This window comes from Saxibacter everestensis, from assembly GCF_025787225.1.
GTDB lineage: Bacteria > Actinomycetota > Actinomycetes > Actinomycetales > Brevibacteriaceae > Saxibacter > Saxibacter everestensis.
In genome coordinates this window covers 2,164,184-2,181,705 of record NZ_CP090958.1, presented here as the reverse complement: position 1 = coordinate 2,181,705, position 17,522 = coordinate 2,164,184, and the positions used below count along the sequence as shown (strand labels likewise).

19 protein-coding genes are annotated in these 17,522 nt (G+C 64.5%); 9 read left to right on the top strand and 10 right to left on the bottom strand.

Annotation, left to right across the window (positions count from 1 at the left end):
- The first annotated feature begins 104 nt into the window (after positions 1 to 104).
- Entirely contained in the window at positions 105 to 272 is a 168-nt protein-coding gene (locus tag LWF01_RS10435; protein ID WP_349637335.1) for a DUF3117 domain-containing protein, read from the top strand.
- 150 nt (positions 273 to 422) lie between these two features.
- On the opposite strand, the gene LWF01_RS10430 is transcribed toward LWF01_RS10435, so the two are convergent.
- On the bottom strand, positions 423 to 1,103 hold the full coding sequence (locus tag LWF01_RS10430) for an O-methyltransferase (RefSeq protein WP_349637334.1): 681 nt from the start codon (positions 1,101 to 1,103) through the stop codon (positions 423 to 425).
- Between the two features lie 203 nt (positions 1,104 to 1,306).
- On the opposite strand from LWF01_RS10430, the gene sigE reads away from it, so the two are divergent.
- The 3 genes from sigE to LWF01_RS10415 are packed head-to-tail and all read left to right on the top strand — an operon-like array spanning position 1,307 to position 2,827.
- The gene (gene sigE / locus LWF01_RS10425; RefSeq protein WP_349637333.1) at positions 1,307 to 1,942 is read left to right on the top strand and encodes an RNA polymerase sigma factor SigE; all 636 of its coding nucleotides are present in this window, start codon (positions 1,307 to 1,309) and stop codon (positions 1,940 to 1,942) included.
- Positions 1,939 to 2,271, top strand: a complete 333-nt coding sequence (locus LWF01_RS10420) for an anti-sigma factor family protein (protein ID WP_349637332.1) — start codon at positions 1,939 to 1,941, stop codon at positions 2,269 to 2,271. Before sigE ends, LWF01_RS10420 begins: the two co-directional genes overlap by 4 nt.
- 10 nt (positions 2,272 to 2,281) lie before the next feature.
- Positions 2,282 to 2,827, top strand: coding sequence for a twin-arginine translocase TatA/TatE family subunit (locus LWF01_RS10415; protein WP_349637331.1), 546 nt, complete (start codon positions 2,282 to 2,284; stop codon positions 2,825 to 2,827).
- A gap of 108 nt (positions 2,828 to 2,935) precedes the next feature.
- Here LWF01_RS10415 and LWF01_RS10410 read toward each other — a convergent pair whose 3' ends face one another.
- The 3 genes from LWF01_RS10410 to LWF01_RS10400 all read right to left on the bottom strand — a co-directional run bounded on the left by LWF01_RS10410 (position 2,936) and on the right by LWF01_RS10400 (position 5,958).
- On the bottom strand, positions 2,936 to 4,063 hold the full coding sequence (locus tag LWF01_RS10410; RefSeq protein ID WP_349637330.1) for an Mrp/NBP35 family ATP-binding protein: 1,128 nt from the start codon (positions 4,061 to 4,063) through the stop codon (positions 2,936 to 2,938).
- Between the two features lie 94 nt (positions 4,064 to 4,157).
- On the bottom strand, positions 4,158 to 4,682 hold the full coding sequence (locus tag LWF01_RS10405) for a DUF1003 domain-containing protein (RefSeq protein WP_349637329.1): 525 nt from the start codon (positions 4,680 to 4,682) through the stop codon (positions 4,158 to 4,160).
- The gene (locus LWF01_RS10400; protein WP_349637328.1) at positions 4,675 to 5,958 is read right to left on the bottom strand and encodes a magnesium transporter MgtE N-terminal domain-containing protein; all 1,284 of its coding nucleotides are present in this window, start codon (positions 5,956 to 5,958) and stop codon (positions 4,675 to 4,677) included. Before LWF01_RS10400 ends, LWF01_RS10405 begins: the two co-directional genes overlap by 8 nt.
- 120 nt (positions 5,959 to 6,078) lie before the next feature.
- Here LWF01_RS10400 and LWF01_RS10395 point away from each other — a divergent pair, with 120 nt between their 5' ends.
- A complete protein-coding gene (locus LWF01_RS10395) occupies positions 6,079 to 6,546 on the top strand; it encodes a YflT domain-containing protein (RefSeq protein ID WP_349637327.1) in 468 nt (155 codons plus the stop codon).
- A 63-nt stretch (positions 6,547 to 6,609) separates the two neighbouring features.
- Here LWF01_RS10395 and LWF01_RS10390 read toward each other — a convergent pair whose 3' ends face one another.
- From LWF01_RS10390 to LWF01_RS10380, 3 genes are read right to left on the bottom strand one after another with little or no spacing between them, the layout of a single operon-like run.
- Positions 6,610 to 7,782 carry a P1 family peptidase gene (locus LWF01_RS10390; protein WP_349637326.1) on the bottom strand — a complete coding sequence of 391 codons (1,173 nt, stop codon included), beginning with the start codon at positions 7,780 to 7,782 and terminating at the stop codon, positions 6,610 to 6,612.
- The gene (locus LWF01_RS10385) at positions 7,779 to 9,290 is read right to left on the bottom strand and encodes an aminopeptidase P family protein (RefSeq protein WP_349637325.1); all 1,512 of its coding nucleotides are present in this window, start codon (positions 9,288 to 9,290) and stop codon (positions 7,779 to 7,781) included. The genes LWF01_RS10390 and LWF01_RS10385 overlap by 4 nt, the downstream gene beginning before the upstream one ends.
- A gap of 52 nt (positions 9,291 to 9,342) precedes the next feature.
- The gene (locus tag LWF01_RS10380; RefSeq protein WP_349640891.1) at positions 9,343 to 11,061 is read right to left on the bottom strand and encodes an amidase; all 1,719 of its coding nucleotides are present in this window, start codon (positions 11,059 to 11,061) and stop codon (positions 9,343 to 9,345) included.
- A gap of 459 nt (positions 11,062 to 11,520) precedes the next feature.
- Between LWF01_RS10380 and LWF01_RS10375 the strand changes: the two genes are divergently transcribed.
- Positions 11,521 to 11,922: a helix-turn-helix domain-containing protein gene (locus tag LWF01_RS10375; RefSeq protein WP_432761949.1), complete on the top strand. Its 402-nt coding sequence runs from the start codon at positions 11,521 to 11,523 to the stop codon at positions 11,920 to 11,922.
- 43 nt (positions 11,923 to 11,965) lie between these two features.
- Here LWF01_RS10375 and LWF01_RS10370 read toward each other — a convergent pair whose 3' ends face one another.
- Together LWF01_RS10370 and LWF01_RS10365 are read right to left on the bottom strand one after the other, a co-directional pair.
- On the bottom strand, positions 11,966 to 12,553 hold the full coding sequence (locus LWF01_RS10370; protein WP_349637324.1) for a ClpP family protease: 588 nt from the start codon (positions 12,551 to 12,553) through the stop codon (positions 11,966 to 11,968).
- Positions 12,550 to 13,179: a ClpP family protease gene (locus LWF01_RS10365; RefSeq protein ID WP_349637323.1), complete on the bottom strand. Its 630-nt coding sequence runs from the start codon at positions 13,177 to 13,179 to the stop codon at positions 12,550 to 12,552. The genes LWF01_RS10370 and LWF01_RS10365 overlap by 4 nt, the downstream gene beginning before the upstream one ends.
- A 231-nt stretch (positions 13,180 to 13,410) precedes the next feature.
- Between LWF01_RS10365 and LWF01_RS10360 the strand changes: the two genes are divergently transcribed.
- Entirely contained in the window at positions 13,411 to 14,262 is an 852-nt protein-coding gene (locus LWF01_RS10360) for a PHP domain-containing protein (protein WP_349637322.1), read from the top strand.
- Between the two features lie 3 nt (positions 14,263 to 14,265).
- Here the strand turns inward: LWF01_RS10360 and LWF01_RS10355 are convergent, their stop codons facing one another.
- Entirely contained in the window at positions 14,266 to 15,939 is a 1,674-nt protein-coding gene (locus tag LWF01_RS10355; RefSeq protein WP_349637321.1) for a DEAD/DEAH box helicase, read from the bottom strand.
- Positions 15,940 to 16,246: 307 nt separating this feature from the next.
- Here LWF01_RS10355 and LWF01_RS10350 point away from each other — a divergent pair, with 307 nt between their 5' ends.
- Complete coding sequence (locus tag LWF01_RS10350; RefSeq protein ID WP_349637320.1) at positions 16,247 to 16,945, top strand: ferritin-like fold-containing protein; 699 nt, start codon at positions 16,247 to 16,249, stop codon at positions 16,943 to 16,945.
- Positions 16,946 to 17,052: 107 nt separating this feature from the next.
- Positions 17,053 to 17,508, top strand: coding sequence for an AAA family ATPase (locus tag LWF01_RS10345; RefSeq protein WP_349637319.1), 456 nt, complete (start codon positions 17,053 to 17,055; stop codon positions 17,506 to 17,508).
- Positions 17,509 to 17,522: the final 14 nt, after the last annotated feature.

Here is a 17,522-nt window from a genome sequence, read left to right as displayed (position 1 = left end):
TAGGGGATAATGGAATCAATACACGCGACGCGGCTGGTGCTTCTGCGCCGCGGAGACGATCGGGACAGTTTGGGCTGCTGCTCAACCTAAGGAGAGGAAACCGCATGGCGGCTATGAAGCCGAGGACGGGCGACGGACCACTTGAGGTCACCAAAGAGGGTCGCGGTTTCGTAATGCGGGTGCCCCTGGAAGGTGGCGGCAGGCTCGTCGTTGAACTGAACGCTGAGGAAGCCCGGAATCTCTATGAGGCGCTGGCTCCAGTCGTCCCCTAGCTCTCAATGCCGCAGCGTTCTGAGCCTGTTGACCTGAATCTGCCTGCCGTAACCTGCCATGCCTGGGCAAGCGACACCTGCCTGGCTGGTGGGCGGCTGGCAGCCTAGCGCTGCACTGCCGGGCACTAACGCTTCTCTGCCTGGCAGCGGCTAGCGCTTCACCGCTGTAAACAGTCCGTCACCGATCGGAACCAGCGCGCTCAGCAGGTGCTCATGATTCTTCAGCATCCGTAGAACCCTTCGCACGTCCTGCACTCCGGGTTCCCGGTTGCTGGGATCGGCGACCGCACCGTGCTGGAACACCTGGTGCATCGCCAGGACCCCGCCCTTGCGCAGAATGCGGATCGCATGCGGAACGGACGCCGCCAGGCTGGTCGGCGGGATGTCGATGAAAACCAGGTCATACGAGGCATCGGCCAGCCTGGGCAGCACGTCCTCTGCGCGTCCGGTGATCGACCGGACCCGGTGGGCAGTTATGCCTTCGGCCCGAAAGATCTCTCGAGCCACCCGCTGCCTCTCGGGTTCGACGTCCATGGTGGTCAGAATTCCGTCCTGGCCCATGCCCCGGAAGATCGACACGCCGGCCACCCCCGTGCCGGTGCCGACCTCGACGGCGCTGTGCACCTCGGCCGCGGCAGTCAGCACCTGAAGCAGATGACCCACGCCGGGGCTGATCGGGACAACGCCAAGCTGGGTGGCGACTGAGCGCGCTGCGTCAAGCACCTCGTCGTCGGTGTGGAAACCCTCCGCGTACACCTTCGTGTTGGCAAGGTTCTGCGCCGGCCGATTCGATGCACCACCGTACGTTCCTGCTGTGTTTCCGGCGCTCATCGTGCCCCTTAATGTCGAGTCGTCAGACACCAGCCTAAACGGAGACGGTCGCGACTGCCCGAAACCTGGCGGTCACAGGCTTGTGGGTAATCGTAAGGCTGTTGCTCAGAGACCTCACAGGACGGGGAACAACAATAGATAACGTCTAAAGAAGCAAGCGCAATCCCTCGATCCGCCTCCGTCCAGGTAGGAGAACACAGACCATGACCATCACGACGAATCAGCCGGCCTCATCCCACGAGGACGTGACCGTGACGTCCGACGGCGTGGAGTCTCCGCTGGCCACCTGGACGCCGCCCAGCTGGGAACAGATCGTCACCGACCATTCTTCCCGGGTATACCGGCTGGCTTACCGGCTGACCGGTAACCGGCAGGATGCCGAAGACCTCACGCAAGAGGTATTCGTGCGGGTGTTCAAGTCGCTGTCGAAATACACCCCCGGCACCTTCGAGGGCTGGCTGCACCGGATCACCACGAACCTGTTTCTCGACGGCGCGCGGCGCCGGCAGCGTATCCGCTTCGATGCGCTCGCCGAAGACGCCAACGACAAGCTCCCCGGACGCGAGCCGGGGCCAGAGCGTACCTTCGAACACCGCAATCTGGATTACGACATCCAGGATGCCCTCGCCGCGCTACCGCCGGACTTCCGCGCCGCTGTGGTTTTGTGCGATGTTGAGGGTATGACGTATGACGAAGTCGCGGAAACGCTCGGCGTCAAACTTGGCACCGTGCGCTCCCGCATCCACCGGGGCCGGGCACTGCTGCGTGAGTCCCTGGCCGATCGCGCACCCACATCGTCGCCGTACTTCGGACTCAAGGCTGCCGGACAAGCAACGTGACACATCTGAGTCAGGCCACGCTTACAGCTGTCGCCGACGGGGAACTGCCTGCCGGCTCACAGCAGCGCGTGGAAAAGCACCTCTATACCTGTTCGCGCTGCCAGCACGAACTCGTGCTGCTGCGTAATGTGCGTTCACGGTTACGGCTGTTGGAACCCCCGACGCCGCCGGGCGATCTGGCGCACCGGCTGATGTCGCTTGCCGCGGCGATGGGCCCGCTTGACGAGCACAGCCCGCTGCTCGGTTCCTCGATACCACTTGGTTCCGGATCGGCACGTCTGGGGCAGTATCCCGAGAGTCCAACTACGCCCGGCGAACAAAGCTTGTAAGCTTCTATTCGTGTTTGGAATCAACGGCGGGGAGATGATCGTCCTCATAGTGATCGCCCTGGTCGTTATCGGGCCGCATCGCCTCCCGGAGTACGCGGAGAAGCTGAAGAACCTGGTCCGCCAACTCAAACGGATGGCTGAGGGCGCGAAGGCTCAGGTCAAAGAGGATCTAGGCGAAGACTTCGATGACGTCGACTGGAAGAAGCTGGATCCGCGGCAGTACGACCCTCGCCGGATCGTTCGTGAGGCACTGCAGGAAGAAACCGACTCACTGAAAACAGCCCTGGATTCTGACGACTCGGCCAAGCCGACGAACAAGTCCGCCGCAACGGGCTCAACCGCCGCCGGCGCCACGGGATCAGCTGCCGCGAGCGCAGCGGGATCAGCTGCCGCGAGCACTGCTCCCGGGGCCGCCACCAGTGGGTCCGGGAGCGCCTCGACCGATGCCGCAGCCGAGAAGGCCCCGACCAGGCTCACCGCACCGCAGCGAGCCGCTGAGCAGGCCAGCCGACGCGAGGCCGGGCAGCCAGCGCCGTTCGACGCAGAGGCGACCTGAGTGCTAGCCAAGTCAGTCGTGGCTTTGTAGCCGAAACTTCAGTTATTTCCGACGTCTCGCTTCCAAACCCACGAGTGAACCCAGCCGCAGACGACAAATCCACGAACGTCAGGCCGGGGTGAGCCCCAGTGAGCGGCCGGCCAGACCGCGGGTACGCCTACCCAGTTGCTTCGCCACCGACCGAAGAGCGACCGCACCAGGCGAGTCCGGCGCGGACAATACAGCTGGCTGGCCCGAATCCGACCCTTCCCGCACAGTCATGTCCAGCGGAATCTGTCCGAGCAGCGGAACCTGGGCGCCGATTGTCCGGGTCAGGTTGACCGATACTGTCTGACCTCCGCCGGCGCCGAACACCTCGACCCGCGAACCGTCCGGCATTTCCATCCAGGACATGTTCTCGATCACGCCGACCAGTTTCTGATGCGTCTGGACTGCCATCGCGCCGGCGCGCTCCGCGACATCCGCCGCGGCGCCCTGTGGTGTGGTGACGACGAGAAGTTCCGCCGCTGGCAACAGCTGCGCAACCGAGATGGCGATGTCGCCGGTACCCGGGGGCAGATCGAGCAGCAGTACATCGAGGTCGCCCCAGAACACGTCCGTGAGGAACTGCTGCAGCGCGCGGTGCAGCATCGGGCCGCGCCAGACAACGGGCTGGTTGCTCGGCACGAACATCCCGATCGAGATAACCTTCACGCCGTGGGCGAGAGTCGGCAGGATCATATCGTCCACCCGGGTCGGCGCGCGCGTGACGCCGAGCATCGATGGGATGGAGAAGCCGTAGATATCGGCATCGATCACGCCGACGCTGAGGCCGTCGGCGGCCATCGATGCAGCGAGGTTGGCGGTCACGGAGGACTTTCCGACTCCGCCCTTTCCCGAGGCGATGGCGAAAACACGCGTGAGCGATCCGGGCTTCGCGAACGGAATCTCCCGTTGGGCACCGCCGCCGCGAAGCTTGGTCTTCAACTCGTCACGCTGCTCGGGCGACATGACGCCCAACGTGACGTTCACCGAACTGACGCCGGCCACCTTGCCGACCGCTTCGGTCACCTCGCGAGTGATCGTATCCTTGAGCGGGCAGCCCGCCACGGTCAGCAGAACGGTTACGGTCACAGCTCCGTCATCGGCGATATCAACGGATTCGACCATTTCCAGTTCGGTTATCGGACGTCGAATCTCCGGATCGTTGACTGTTGCGAGCGCGGTTCGAATGCGCTCAAGGTCTGGCTGCGGCATACCTTCGATCGTATGCGGTCCGCCGTCCACAAGCTAACGCAGGTGCGGCGTCGCCTAACGCGGGTGCGGGTCCCGCCGAACCTGCGGTGGACGCCTAATGGTCCGGTTTAGGCTTCTCGTGTTCGCGGGTGGCTTCGAGCTCTTCGAGCAGTGAACGCAATTCGGAGCGCATGAAGTCGCGGGTCGCTATATCCCGCATTGCGATACGCAGCGAGGCGACCTCACGGGTCAGGAATTCGGTGTCGGCGAGATTCCGTTCCGCGCGCTGCCGGTCGCTTTCGACCGAGACCCTGTCCCGATCGGCACTGCGGTTCTCCGCCAGCAGGATCAGGGGAGCCGCGTAGGACGCCTGCAGGGACAGGATCAGAGTGAGCAGGGTGAAGTTCAGCGCCTTGGGGTCGAACTGCAGTTCCGCCGGAGCCAGCGAGTTCCAGGCAAGCCAGATCGCACAGAACAACGTCATGTAGACCAGGAATGTCGGTGTGCCCATGAACCGGGCAAACCCTTCAGATGCCCGGCCGAAGCTTTCCTGACTGACGCCGATCTTCGGAATCAGCCGTCGTTTGGCGATTCTGGGTGTGTCGAGTCCCTGTGAAGCAGGTTTGCGCTTCTCAGCCATGGCCACCTCCAAAGTCATGCTGATCGTCGTTGGCCCGCCAATCGTCGGGCAACATCTGGTCAAGAACGTCGTCCACCGTGACCACGCCGACCAGATGATCGCCGTCGTCGGTCACCGGAACGGAGACGAGGTCGTACGCCGCGAGCAGGCGGGTGACCGCAGAAATGTGTGCATCGGCAGGCAGCGGCTCGACCTCGGCGTCGATCAGGCCTCCGACGGCCTCGTGCGGCGGATGGCGCAGCATTTCCTGCAGGTGCACCAGGCCGAGGAACTTGCCGGTCGGCGGCTCGAGCGGCGGGCGGCAGATGAACACAGCCGAGGCAAGAGTAGGCGGCAGCTCCTCGCGCCGCACATGCGCCAGCGCCTCGGCAATCGTCGCCTCGGGCGGCAGGATCACCGGCTCCGTGGTCATCAGGCCGCCGGCGGTGTCGTCATCGTAGGCGAGCAGGGTACGGACATCCTTCGCGTCCTCCGGCTCCATCAGGCCGAGTAGCTGTTCCGCCTGTGCGTCAGGCAGGTCGCCGAGCAGGTCGGCTGCGTCGTCCGGATCCATCGCTTCGAGGACGTCGGCCGCGCGTTCCGTCGGCAGCGACGACAAAATCTCAATCTGATCATCGAGTGGAAGCTCTTCCAGCACATCGGCGAGCCGTTCGTTGTCCAGCTCGTCTGCCACCTCGAGCCGGCGCTTGCTTGCCATCGAGTGCAGGGCATCGGCGAGGTCCGCCGCCTTGGTGTCCTGGTACGCCTGGATCAGTTGGGCCGCGCCCTGCTCGGCAGGCTCAAGCGAGCTGTGCTCAACGTCCTGCCAATCAACCTGCAGGGTTTCGCCACGACGGCGCAGCCGGCCAAGCGGTGCTGACTTGCCACCCTTGCGCACGAAGAGCTTGGAGACGAGCCAGTCGCGGTTGCGCTGCTGGGCGATGCCGACGTCCTCGATGGTGGCCGGCTGGCTGTCCTCGATCAGGGTGACCGGGCGGTCCAGCATTTCAGCCAGCACAAGCGTCTCGGCGGTCCGCTGTTCAAATCGGCGCATGTTAACCAGACCGGTCGTGATCACCTGCCCGGCATCCACGCTCATTACCCGGGTCATCGGCACGAATACCTTGCGACGTCCAGGCACCTCTACCACGAGGCCGACTGTGCGCGGGGGTTGGCGCATTGTGGCCCGGAATACGACAACGACATCGCGCACGCGGCCCACCTGATCCCCCAAGGGGTCGAACACTGCGGTGCCGGCCAGGCGCGCTACAAAGACTCGTTTCGATGCGCCACTCACGTTCTTAAGGCTAACCTGTAGGCGGGTCGAAAGTGGCCATTGCCCACATTCCGGGCGGCGCGTGACATGCGAGAATGAGCTATGCAGCCTTCTCAGCTTTTTGGTCGCCGTCAATCCGCCATGGGCATCAGGCCCACGCCGCCAAAGGGCGAGGTGATTGCCAGTTACGAAAACTATCTGGACGCGCAACGAGTGGTCAGCTACCTCGCCGACGAGGACTTCACCGTTGAACACGTGTCGATCGTTGGCATCGACCTCAAGCTGGTGGAGAGTGTGACGGGGAAGATGAGCTATGCCAAGGCAGCTGCCAGCGGAGCTGCCTCAGGGGCATGGTTCGGCCTTCTGATCGGACTGCTGCTGTCGTTGTTCGGCGGCGATTCGCAGGGTATGAACGTCATCCTGGCGGGCCTCCTGTTCGGCGCCGGCTTCGGCATTTTCTTTGGCGTTATCGCTTTTTCGCTGACCCGGCGCTCACGAGACTTCACCTCGACAAGCCAGGTGATGGCGTCGTCCTACCAGGTTGTCTGCGCGACCGATGCCGCCCAGCAGGCCCGCAGCCTGATCGAGCGGATGCCCTCCGCGCAGTAATCTCACCGATCGCGCTGGTTCCTACACCGATCGCGCTGGTTCCTACACCGATCGCGCTGGTTCCTACGCCAACTGCTCCAGCACGGAGGGACAGACATCGCGGTATGCGGCCAGCGGCCTGCCATCGGAACCTACGACGCCTTCCGGCACAGTCGCCGCCAGAATCGCATCGGTGATCGCTAGCATCAGGGCGTCTGCGGCCATGGCACACAGCTGCATGACGGTGAACAGGCGATCCTGATCGCCGTCCGGAAGCAGTTCGTGGCCAGCGGCGATGCCAAACACAGCGTCGCCGTCGACGAGGGTGTGCGACGGCCTGATCGCCCGGGCAAGACCGGCATGCGCTGACGAGGCAAAGCGCTGGGTCTGGGCGGCGCCGAGCCTGGCATTCGTTGCGACGATTGCGATCGTCGTGTTGGACGCCGGCAGCTTCGGGCCGCCTGCCGCGCGGGGGAGCGCGCCTGAACCTTCGCCGATGTCCGCGCCGCCGTGCGGTACTGACAGATCGATCGGGAACCGCTGCCGCCATGCCTTCTGCTCAGCTTCAGTAGGGACACCGACCCGCGGGTCGAAGCCGGCTGAATACAGCCGGCCTTGGGCGTCGGTGACGGCGCCGGCAGGATTGGCCGCTACCAGCGCGCCGACCGTGTAGCGTCCGTCCGGCGTGCTGACCGATGCGGTGCCGAGCCCGCCCTTCAGGGTGCCACGGGCGGCAAATGCTCCCGTCCCGGCGCCCACGGTTCCGCTGGGCAGCGCCCGCAACGTCGAAGTCTGCCCGGCGAAGGCCGAGTCATGGCTCGCCGCGTCCTCGGCGGCTCGCCTGCCGAACTCCGCATCGGGGCGGGCGGAGAAGTCCCCGCCCCGATTCAGGTCGAAAATCGCCGCGGCCGGAGTGATCGGCACGACATGTGACGGATCGCCATCCTGCAGCGCCGGATATCCCTTGCCGGCCGACTCGCAGTACGCCGCCACGCCACCGACCGCTGCGAGTCCATAGGCGCTGCCGCCGGTCAGGGTCAGCGCATCAGCGGTAGGCACCAGAGTATTGGGAGACAGAGCATCAGTTTCGTGCGTTGCCGGGCCGCCGCCGCGGACATCGATTGCCGCGATCGATGTGTCGCACGGCAGCAGCACGGTGGTACCCGTCAGCCATCCCTGGCCGATCCGCTGATAGTTGCCGACCCTGATCCCGGCGACGTCGGTGATCGCACCGAACGGATTGCGCGAAAGCGTCATGCGCGCAGGCCGGAGACCCAGGCCTCCACGTCAGCCAGCGTGCGGGGGATCGCTAGCGAGAGGTTCTCCGCTCCGGAAGAGGTCAGCAGGATGTCGTCCTCGATCCGTACGCCGATGCCCCGAAGCTCCTCCGGAGCCAGCAGATCGTCGGCCTTGAAGTAGAGTCCCGGCTCGATGGTGAACACCATGCCTTCGGTCAGCTTGGCGTCGAGGTACATCTCGCGGCGCGCCTGCGCGCAGTCGTGCACGTCGATGCCGAGGTGATGGCTTGTTCCGTGCACCATCCAGCGGCGGTGGAACTGACCCTCAGGGTCCAGCGACTCCTCGGCAGTGCCGGGAAGCAGGCCCCATTCCTCCAGCCTTGCGGTGATCACCTTCATCGCCGCGGCGTGGACGTCCTTGAACAGCACGGTCCGGGTTGCGTGCTGGGCAGCGAGTTCGAAGGCGGCGTCTGCCGCCTCGAGAACCGCCTCGTACACCTTGCGCTGCTGCTCGCTGAACGTTCCACTGAGCGGGATGGTGCGCGTGACGTCGGCGGTGTACAGCGAGTCGGCCTCGGCCCCGGCATCGACCAGGATCAGGTCGCTTTCGTCCATTGCGCCGTCATTGCGGATCCAGTGCAGTGTGCAGGCGTGATTGCCGGATGCCGCTATGGTGTCGTAACCGACGCCATAGCCTTCCGTACGGGCGTGTGCCTCGAACGCGCCCTGCACGACCCGTTCGCCACGCCGATGCCGCAGCGCCTCAGGCAGGGCCTTGACGATCTCATCGAATCCCGTTGCTGTGATGGCGACCGCCTCGCGCATCTGCTCGGCCTCGTAGTCATCCTTGATCAAGCGGAGCTCGGACACTTCCTGATTCAGCTCGGCATCCGCGGTGATCTCGGCTTCGAGATCACGACCGGCCGCCGATCGGGCAGCATCGAGCAGACCGTCGTAGAGCAAATCCGCTTCGCGGACAATCAAAACCTGTATGCCTGCGGCGTCCTTGGTGACGGCGTCCTTTGCCTCGTCAAGGTGGCGGGCCGTGATGCCGAACTGGTTCTCGATCTCCTCAAGGCTCGGCCGGACTCCGACCCAAAGTTCCCCGTACCGGGCATCGGCGTAGAACTCCTCGGTGTCCCGCTCGGCGCGTGGCCGGAAGAACAGCACGGCATCGTGGCCGTCGTCGTGCGGCTCCATCACGAGCACAGCATCGGGTTCCTGATCGGCCGAAAAACCGGTGAGGTGCGCAAAAGCAGAATGCGGCCTGAAACGGTAGTCGCTGTCGTTGGACCGCACCTTCAGCGGGCCCGCCGGGATGACGAGGCGCGCGCCGGGGAACTTCGCCGACAGCGCCGCCCGGCGCTCGGCGGCGAACGGCGCGACCGGTAGCTGCCGCGGATCTGCCGCGGGGCGTTCGGCCCATCCTTTCGCGATGAACTCCCGAAATGCCCTGGACGTCGGCCGATGTGATCGGTTGGCGCCGCGGTCTTCTGCTTCCTGCTTTACATGAGTTTCGTCGATCATGGAGACATCGTCTCACTTTCTGCGTAGTTGACGCCGCGAGGTCGCCAGTTACCTATAACGGTGGCGTGCGGGGCGGGGGAGTGCGGCGCGAGCCGGTGGCCTCGAACGCTGACGCCAGGACCAGAAGCGCGGTGTCGTCGTACGCTCGGCCGGCGAAGGTCAGCCCGACCGGCATCCCGATGTCTGCCATCGTGCCCATCGGCACCGTGACGGTGGGGATGCCGAGGTGGCGAGGAACCAGATTGCCGTTGGCCACCCAGACACCGTTGCGCCAGCCGAGGTCGGCGGAGTCAACATTGACGTCCATGTCAGCAGGGCCGACGTCGGCGACCGCGGGGAAGATGACAGCGTCGAGGCCGAGGGCGTCCATCCACGCTTCGAGGTCGACCCGTCGAGTCTCCTCGAGGCCGCGGATGCCGGCTTCAAGGTGCGGGATGTCGGTGAGGGCGGCCGTGCCGTGCTCACGGATGAACGCCGGATACAGGCCGATGTCGTCGTCGAAGCCGTCGTACCGGTCGGGGAGGGCGTTCTCGGGATGCGGGAAGATCAGCGCTCCGTCAACATCGGCAAGCCGGTGCAGGGCCGGATCCCCGTTGGCTTCGAGGAAGTCGTTCCAGGCCCAGGCGCCGAGGTCAACGATTTCGTGCCGCAGGTACTCCGGGCTGACCAGGCCCCTGGTGGCAATAGTGGGTGCTCCGGGGCGATCTCCTTCGTAGTTCGTCACCACTGGGAAGTCGACCGTCACGACCTCGGCGCCGGCAGCCTCGAGGTCGTGGCGCGCAGCCTGCCACAGGTCGAGGATCGAGGCGCGGGTCTCGATTCGCTGCCCGGTCGGGCCGCCGATCCCCGGGTGCTCGGTGGTGCCGGCCGCGGAGTCGGAATTCAGGTACATCCGTGGCACGCCGAAGCGCTTGCCGGCCAGGGACGAACGGGCGGCTGTGGTGTCCGCCGGGGCGAGTGCGGGGTAAGAGTCCGGCCGTACCGACGAGGCCTTCGGGATCTGGACCCACGGCTGAACCCGCCAGAAGTCGCCGCGGGTCTCGGCGTCATCAGCGACAATGACATCGAGTAGCTCCAGCAGGTCGGCCATGCTGCGGGTGTGCGGAGCGACGACGTCCATCGTTGGCACGAGTGGCCAGTTGCCGCGAACCGAAATTACGCCGCGCGAGGGCGTGTAGGCACAGAGTGCGTTGTTGGAGGCAGGCGCGCGACCGGACGACCAGGTCTCCTCGCCGAGGCCGAAGGCGGCGAAACTTGCTGCCGTCGCCGTTCCGGAGCCGTTGGAAGAGCCCGACCCGAACGCCGAGGTGAGATAGTCGCCGTTGTACGGGCTCTCGGCCCGACCGTAGACGCCGCGCTGCATGCCGCCGTTGGCCATGGGTGGCATATTCGTCAGGCCGATCAGCACCGCGCCAGCGGCGCGCAGCCGTTCGATGGTGAACGCGTCACGCTGGGCGACGAGGTGCTCGAATGCGGGGGAGCCGGCGGCGGCGGTGAGGCCGCGCGCCAGGAAGCTGTCCTTGGCGGTGTAGGGAATGCCGTCGAGCGGGCCGAATGTCTCGCCGCGGGCGCGGCGCTCGTCTGAGGCACGCGCGTCGTCGAGCGCACCCGGGCTTGCCACCACGACCGCGTTCAGCCGGGGACCGCCGCGATCATAAGCCTCAATGCGAGCCAGATAGCCGGTGACCAGTCCTTCGGCGGTGACCCGGCCGTCGTCCAGCGCGGCGCGAAGCTCCGCAATGCTGGCCTCGACGACGTCGAATCCGTTCATCAGTCGTTCACCGCGCGTTGCCGGCGCTGCGCCATCGTCGATCATTCCGCTGCTATCCATATCTGTGTCTGAGGTGCGTTTACTCATCGGTTTCTCGCGGTCAAGTGTCGCTCTGCGCTGAGGTGTCGCTCTGCGTTGAAGTGTCGCCAGGCACGCGAGTCGGCGTCAGCCGGGCTGCCGTCGATGATGTGCGCGTTGCGGGCGCGATAGCGGCCAGAACGGGTGAGTTCGATATGCCAGTCCCAGGTCTGGATTCCGAAAGTTCGAGTCCTCTTCGTTGCATCGTCATTGAGTTTACGGACGATAGTGGAGCAATCGCCGGGCGGGACGGTGGGGCACTGCCGGCGTTGGACCGGCCATGCCGTCGGGCAGGCCGGTGCGCCAGCCATCGACGTGCGCGCACCTCTGCTGTGAGCAGAATCAAGCAGTCTGTCCCGGGATGGCGTTCTACGATCAGATATGGTCGATTTCGTTTTGTCCGCGGACAGCAAGAGCGCTGAAGAGGTGCCGTCTGAGGCAGCTCGTGATGGGAAGAAGCCCCGTGAGCCCCTGTGGCGGCACATGCTTGGCGACCGTTTGCGTGGCCTTCGGCACGAGCGCGGGGCGACGTTGGGCGAGGTCGCCACTCGCGCCGGCGTCTCGCCGCAGTATCTTTCCGAAATCGAGCGCGGGCGCAAGGAACCGTCGAGCGAGATGATCGCGGCCGTGATAGGAGCCTTGGACACGACGCTGGTCGATCTGACGCTCGACATCGCCGAGAGCCTGAACGCTGCGCGACGCCGTTCCTCCCCGCAAGCCTCGATTCACCAGTCCTCCCCGCAAGCCTCGATTCGCCAGTCCGACTTCGTTCTGGCAGCTTGACCGCTCGTGCTGGCGGATTTCTGCGGGCCGAAGCACCGGCCTGTTACCGCTGTTCAATCACCTGGTCGAGCAAGCCGTAGTCGCGTGCGGTCGCTGCACTGAACACACGGTCGTGGTCGGTGTCGGCGCGCAGTGTCTCGACGCTTTGACCTGTGTGCCGGGTGAGAGCGTTCTCAACGTCCGCACGTATCCGCACGAGCTCGTCTGCCTGGAGGATGAGGTCCGGGATTGATCCTCGTCCCTGCGCCACGGGTTGATGCAAGACGACTCGAGCGTGAGGAAGGGCTGCTCTCTTGCCGTCTGCACCGGCGGCAAGGAGAACGGCACCGACCGCGACAGCCTGCCCCACACACGTCGTCGCGACCTGCGGGCGGATGTACCGCATGGTGTCGTAGATCGCGAGCATCGCGCTGGGGTCTCCGCCTTCGCAGTTGATATACAACTGGATTTCGCCATCGGGTTTATCCGACTCCAGATACAGCAACTGGGCGATCAGAGCGTTCGCGACACCGGCGTCGATGGCGGTACCCAGGTAGACGATCCGCTCAGTGAGCAGATGGGAGTAGACATCCATGATCCTCTCGCCGCGAGGATGCTGCGCGATGACGTTCGGAATGGTGTAACTGCTCATCGGGCATCCCCTTCGGTTGCGCTGCTGAATCCTGTGATGGTCCGATTCCGCGGACTGTAGTCGTCGAAGGATTGGACAATCGTGTCGATGAATCCGTACTCGCGGGCCTCCTCTGCCGTATACCAATGGTCGTGCAGCGAGTCCTCGAAGATCCGAGTGATCGGCTGCCCGGTGTCCTCCGCGATTAGCCCCAGCACCGTGTCCCGGGTGTGGCGAAGATCGTCCGCTTGTAGTTCGATATCGACGGCGCTACCGCCAATCCCCGCAGAGCCCTGATGCATCAACACCCGGGCGTTGGGCAGCGCTTTGCGCTTGCCCTTCGTGCCCGCCGAAAGCAGGAACTGCCCGGCGCTGTACGCAATACCGAACACGAGTGTCGACACGTCGTTAGGAACTGTGCGGATGATGTCCCGGATCGCGAGCATCGCGGGCACAGATCCACCGGGCGAGTGAATCCACAACGCGATGTCCGCTAACTGATCCTCAGCGGCCAAAGTGATCAGCTGCGTAGCCAGCAGCGTTCCGTTATCGTCATCAAGAGGACCATCCAACACGAGAACACGTCGCTCATAGAACTCGCGTCGTACTGTTTCGGTGAAGAGTGGCAGTTTCTGTGAATCGCTCATGCATCCACAGTGCCTTGACAAGGGCAGGTCGCGGGAGTGAATCTGCCGCCAGCAGAGCAGCTCTCAGCAGACAAGCGGGTTGATGTACGCGGTCTGCAATGCCGGGCTGGCACCGAGCCACCGTCCTGGGGCAATCGCCTCCGGCTACTGCCTCGCCGGATCAAGCCACTTCGCATGGCTTAGGCAACGCTGCACACCGAGGCTGCTGTGCGGATGGCTAAGCTCGTATCCATGAGTCAGCGGATCGATCTGCACACCCACTCGGCGGTGTCCGACGGGACGGAAGCGCCGGCGGACCTGATCCGATCGGCTGCTGCCGCCGGAGTGCGCACTGTGGCGCTGACGGACCACGACACGGTCACCGGCTGGGAGGAGGCGTCCATCGCGGCGCGGGCAGAGGGGGTCAGCCTGGTGCCGGGAATGGAAATCTCCTGCCGGCACGAGGGGATCAGCGTCCATCTGCTGAGCTACCTGCACGATCCGCTGAACATTCCGCTGATGGCAGAGGTCTTGCAAGCGCGGGAATCCCGGGTGACCCGGGCGCAGCTGATGGTGGATCGGTTGGCCGTTGACTATGACATCACCTGGGAGAAGGTGGTCGCGCATACCGCGGCCGGTGCCACGATCGGACGCCCGCACCTCGCTGATGCCCTGGTGACGCTTGGCGTAGTCGATGACCGCAGTGCCGCCTTCGAACACATTCTGACCCCGCGCTCGCCCTACTATGTGTCGCTCACAGTGGTGAGCCCGATCGATGCGATCCGGCTCGTCCGTGCCGCCGGCGGAGTACCGGTCTTCGCGCATCCGATGGCGACTGCGCGTGGACGCGTGGTGAGCGAACAGGCGATTGAGTTGATGATCGATGCCGGTCTTGGCGGCTTCGAGGTCGATCATCGTGACAATCCGCCCGAGGCCAGGCGGCGCCTGCGGGAAATTGCGGCCAGCTTCGATCTGCTGGTTACTGGCTCAAGCGACTATCACGGAACGGGCAAGCCAAATCGCCTGGGCGAAAATCTCACCGACCCTGAAATGCTGAGTCGGCTCGAAGCCCAGGCGACTGGTTGTTCCGTCGTTCGTGGCTAAGCCTTATGCGTCGTTTGTGCCTTCAGCGCTGCTGGACGCTGACCGGCTGACTCGGCGACGCCGACGAGTCGGCGCAGAACCGGAGTCGTTACCGTCGGCGCCAACCGGCGCGGCCTCGCTCGATGGCTGACCCGATTCGGATGGGGTTCCGTTCACCGTGCGGCGGCGCCGACGACGCGGCCTGTCCTCTGCTGCTGCGGCGCGGGAGGGTTTCTCGGCCGCACCGCGAGGGGCCGTCTCATCGTGGCGCTGTGACTTGGATCGGTCCGCACCGGGGCGCCGGTCGCGACCGGTGGCACGCGCTGTGTGCTTCCCTGTCTCGCCGAGATCTTCGAGTGTTTCGCCCCCGAGGCCTTCCAGGGTCCGCTTGCCTTTTGGCAGGCGACCTTTGGTGCCGGCCGGGATATCCAGATCGGTGAATAGGTGCCCCGAGGTGGAATAGGTTTCGACCGGCTCATCGAGGCCTAGATCCAGGGTGCGGTCGATGAGTCCCCAACGCGGGAGATCGTCCCAGTCGACGAATGTGATCGCGATGCCCTTGTTGCCCGCGCGGCCGGTGCGACCGATGCGATGCAGGTAGGTCTTCTCATCTTCCGGGCACTGGTAGTTGATCACGTGCGTGACATCGTCGACATCGATTCCGCGCGCGGCGACGTCGGTCGCGACCAGCACGTCGACCTTGTTGTTGCGGAACGCGCGCAACGCCTGTTCCCGGGCACCCTGGCCGAGGTCGCCGTGCAACGCTCCGGCCGCGAATCCCCGATCAGTGAGTTCATCGGCCAGTTTGGCCGCGGTGCGTTTCGTCCGGGTGAAGATGATCGAGCGTCCACGGCCTTCGGCCTGCAGGATCCGGGCGACGACCTCGGACTTGTCCATGGCGTGTGCGCGGAAGACGTGCTGCTTGGTGTTCTTGACCGTCGCTCCGGCGTCATCGGGTTCGGCGGCGCGGATGTGGGTGGGCTGGGTCATATAGCGGCGGGCCAGATTGATCACGGCGCCGGGCATTGTGGCCGAGAACAGCATTGTCTGCCGAATGGCTGGGAGAGCGCTGACCAGCTTCTCGACATCGGGCAGGAAGCCGAGATCGAGCATTTCGTCTGCTTCGTCGAAAACGGCGGTCCGTACGCTGCCGAAGGTCAGCAGGCGCTGGCCGTGCAGGTCGAGCAGTCGGCCGGGCGTGCCGACGACTACATCGACACCACGTTTAAGCGCTTCAACCTGCGGTTCGAAGGCGCGTCCGCCGTAGATCGTCACGATGCGAACATCGCGATCGGCGCTTGCCGCCTTGAGGTCTTCGGCAACCTGGCCGGCGAGTTCCCGGGTGGGAACCACCACGAGCGCCTGCGGCTGCCCTGGATTCTTGATCTTCTCCGCGCCCGGTTCGGTTGCGGTGATCACTCGCTGAAGCAGGGGGATGCCGAAGCCTAGCGTCTTCCCGGTTCCGGTCTTTGCCTGGCCGATGATGTCCGCGCCGGTCAGTGCGACCGGAAGCGTCATGGCCTGGATCGGGAACGGGTGGGTTATGCCCTTCTTGGCGAGGGCGGAGACGATAGCGGCATCGACGCCTAGGTCGGCGAAGGTGATTTCAACTGGAGCTGCCGGAGCCGTTACTTCGATGGTGTGTGCTGCATCGGTAATTTCCGGCTCTGCGGCGGTCGTGTCGTCAAACGTGGTCATCTAAATCCTTGAAGCTTGTGCCTTGGGGCATGCGCGCCAATCTCACTACCGCGAAAATTCGTCATCAGGGACGGCGGGTAAAAATAAACGGCTGCGCGCCAAGTCAGCGGTCAGAAGCCGATCGCTGATTTCTAAGGCCAGGTTGCTGGCAGAATTCGATCCGGTTTCACATCGATTGTGTCAAAAGCACGCTGTTGCACGCGTTTTGTACGACCGGGCATCTGATGAACAGCTACCAGTCTACCTGCTCCTACCTGTGGATCGCGACCGATGCGATTTCCGTGGCGCGGCGCAGTAGGGTGAAGCTATGAGTTCGAACCCGTCAACCGGCGACGATACGGCCACTGTGCACCCCGGCAGCAAGGGCGTTGAGGAACTACTGGCTCTTCTCGCCTACGGGGAGTTGAGCGCTTTTGAGCGCACAGCAACCGATGCGCAGTTCGCCCCGACGATCGCAGACAAAGTGGTGTTGGCCAAGGTTGCGGCCACCGAGTTTTCCCATTTCGAGCTGCTCAGCGTGCGCCTCGCCGCACGTGGCGTGGATGCCAACGCCGCCATGGAGCGATTCGTGAAGCCGTTGCAGACATTCCACCAGCGCACCCAGCCACGGGACTGGCATGAATCGCTGATGAAGGCATATGTGTCCGACGGCATTGTGAAGGACTTCTACCGGGAGATTTCGGCCAGCCTCGACGAGCCGACGCGGAGGCTGGTGCATGAGGTTCTTTCGGATACCGAGCATTCCGGGTTCGTGATCGACCGGCTCCGCTCGGCGATCGCCAGCGACGAACGGCTTGGCGGCCGGCTGGCACTGTGGGGTCGCCGCCTGGTTGGCGAGGCGCTGTCGCAGGCTCAGGGCGTGTTCCAGGAGTCCGCTGGGGGAGTGACCGCCCTGCTCGCGTCGAACGATTCCCCGCAGCCGGTTTTGCTGCAGATCAGCGCGATGCTGAATCGGATCACCGAGGCGCATTCCCGGCGGATGGCTGCGCTTGACCTGATGGCTTAGACCAGGAGCGAACCGCTGTCCGGCGATTTGCAGGAGCGAGTCTTCAGTCCAGTGAGCGGAACCGCAGTCTGGCGATGACGTCGTGATGGAAACGTACACTGGCTGCCATGTCTCGTATCCTCGTCACCGGCATGTCCGGTGCAGGCAAGTCGACGTTGCTCGATGAGCTTGCCCTCCGCGGGCATCGAACCGTTGACACGGACCACGGCGGCTGGGTGCTTCCGGACGGTACGTGGGACGAGCCTCGCATGTCAGCGCTGCTTGCGAATGAATCCGCGCTTGTGGTCTCAGGAACTGTCGAGAACCAAGGCGGCTTCTACGACCGGTTCGAGCACGTCGTGCTGCTCAGCGCACCCGTAGATGTTCTGCTTGAGCGCGTCTCTGCTCGCACGAACAACCCTTACGGAAAATCGCCCGAAGGCAAAGCGGAGCTTCAGCGCTACGTCGTCGAGGTTGAACCACTGCTCCGCTCGGGAGCGAGCCTTCAACTCGATGGCCGTCGGCCAGTTTCTGAGCTTGCGGACAAGATCGAGCGTCTTCTCTCAGACCCGCCGACGGCGTAGCGTACTGAGGGGCG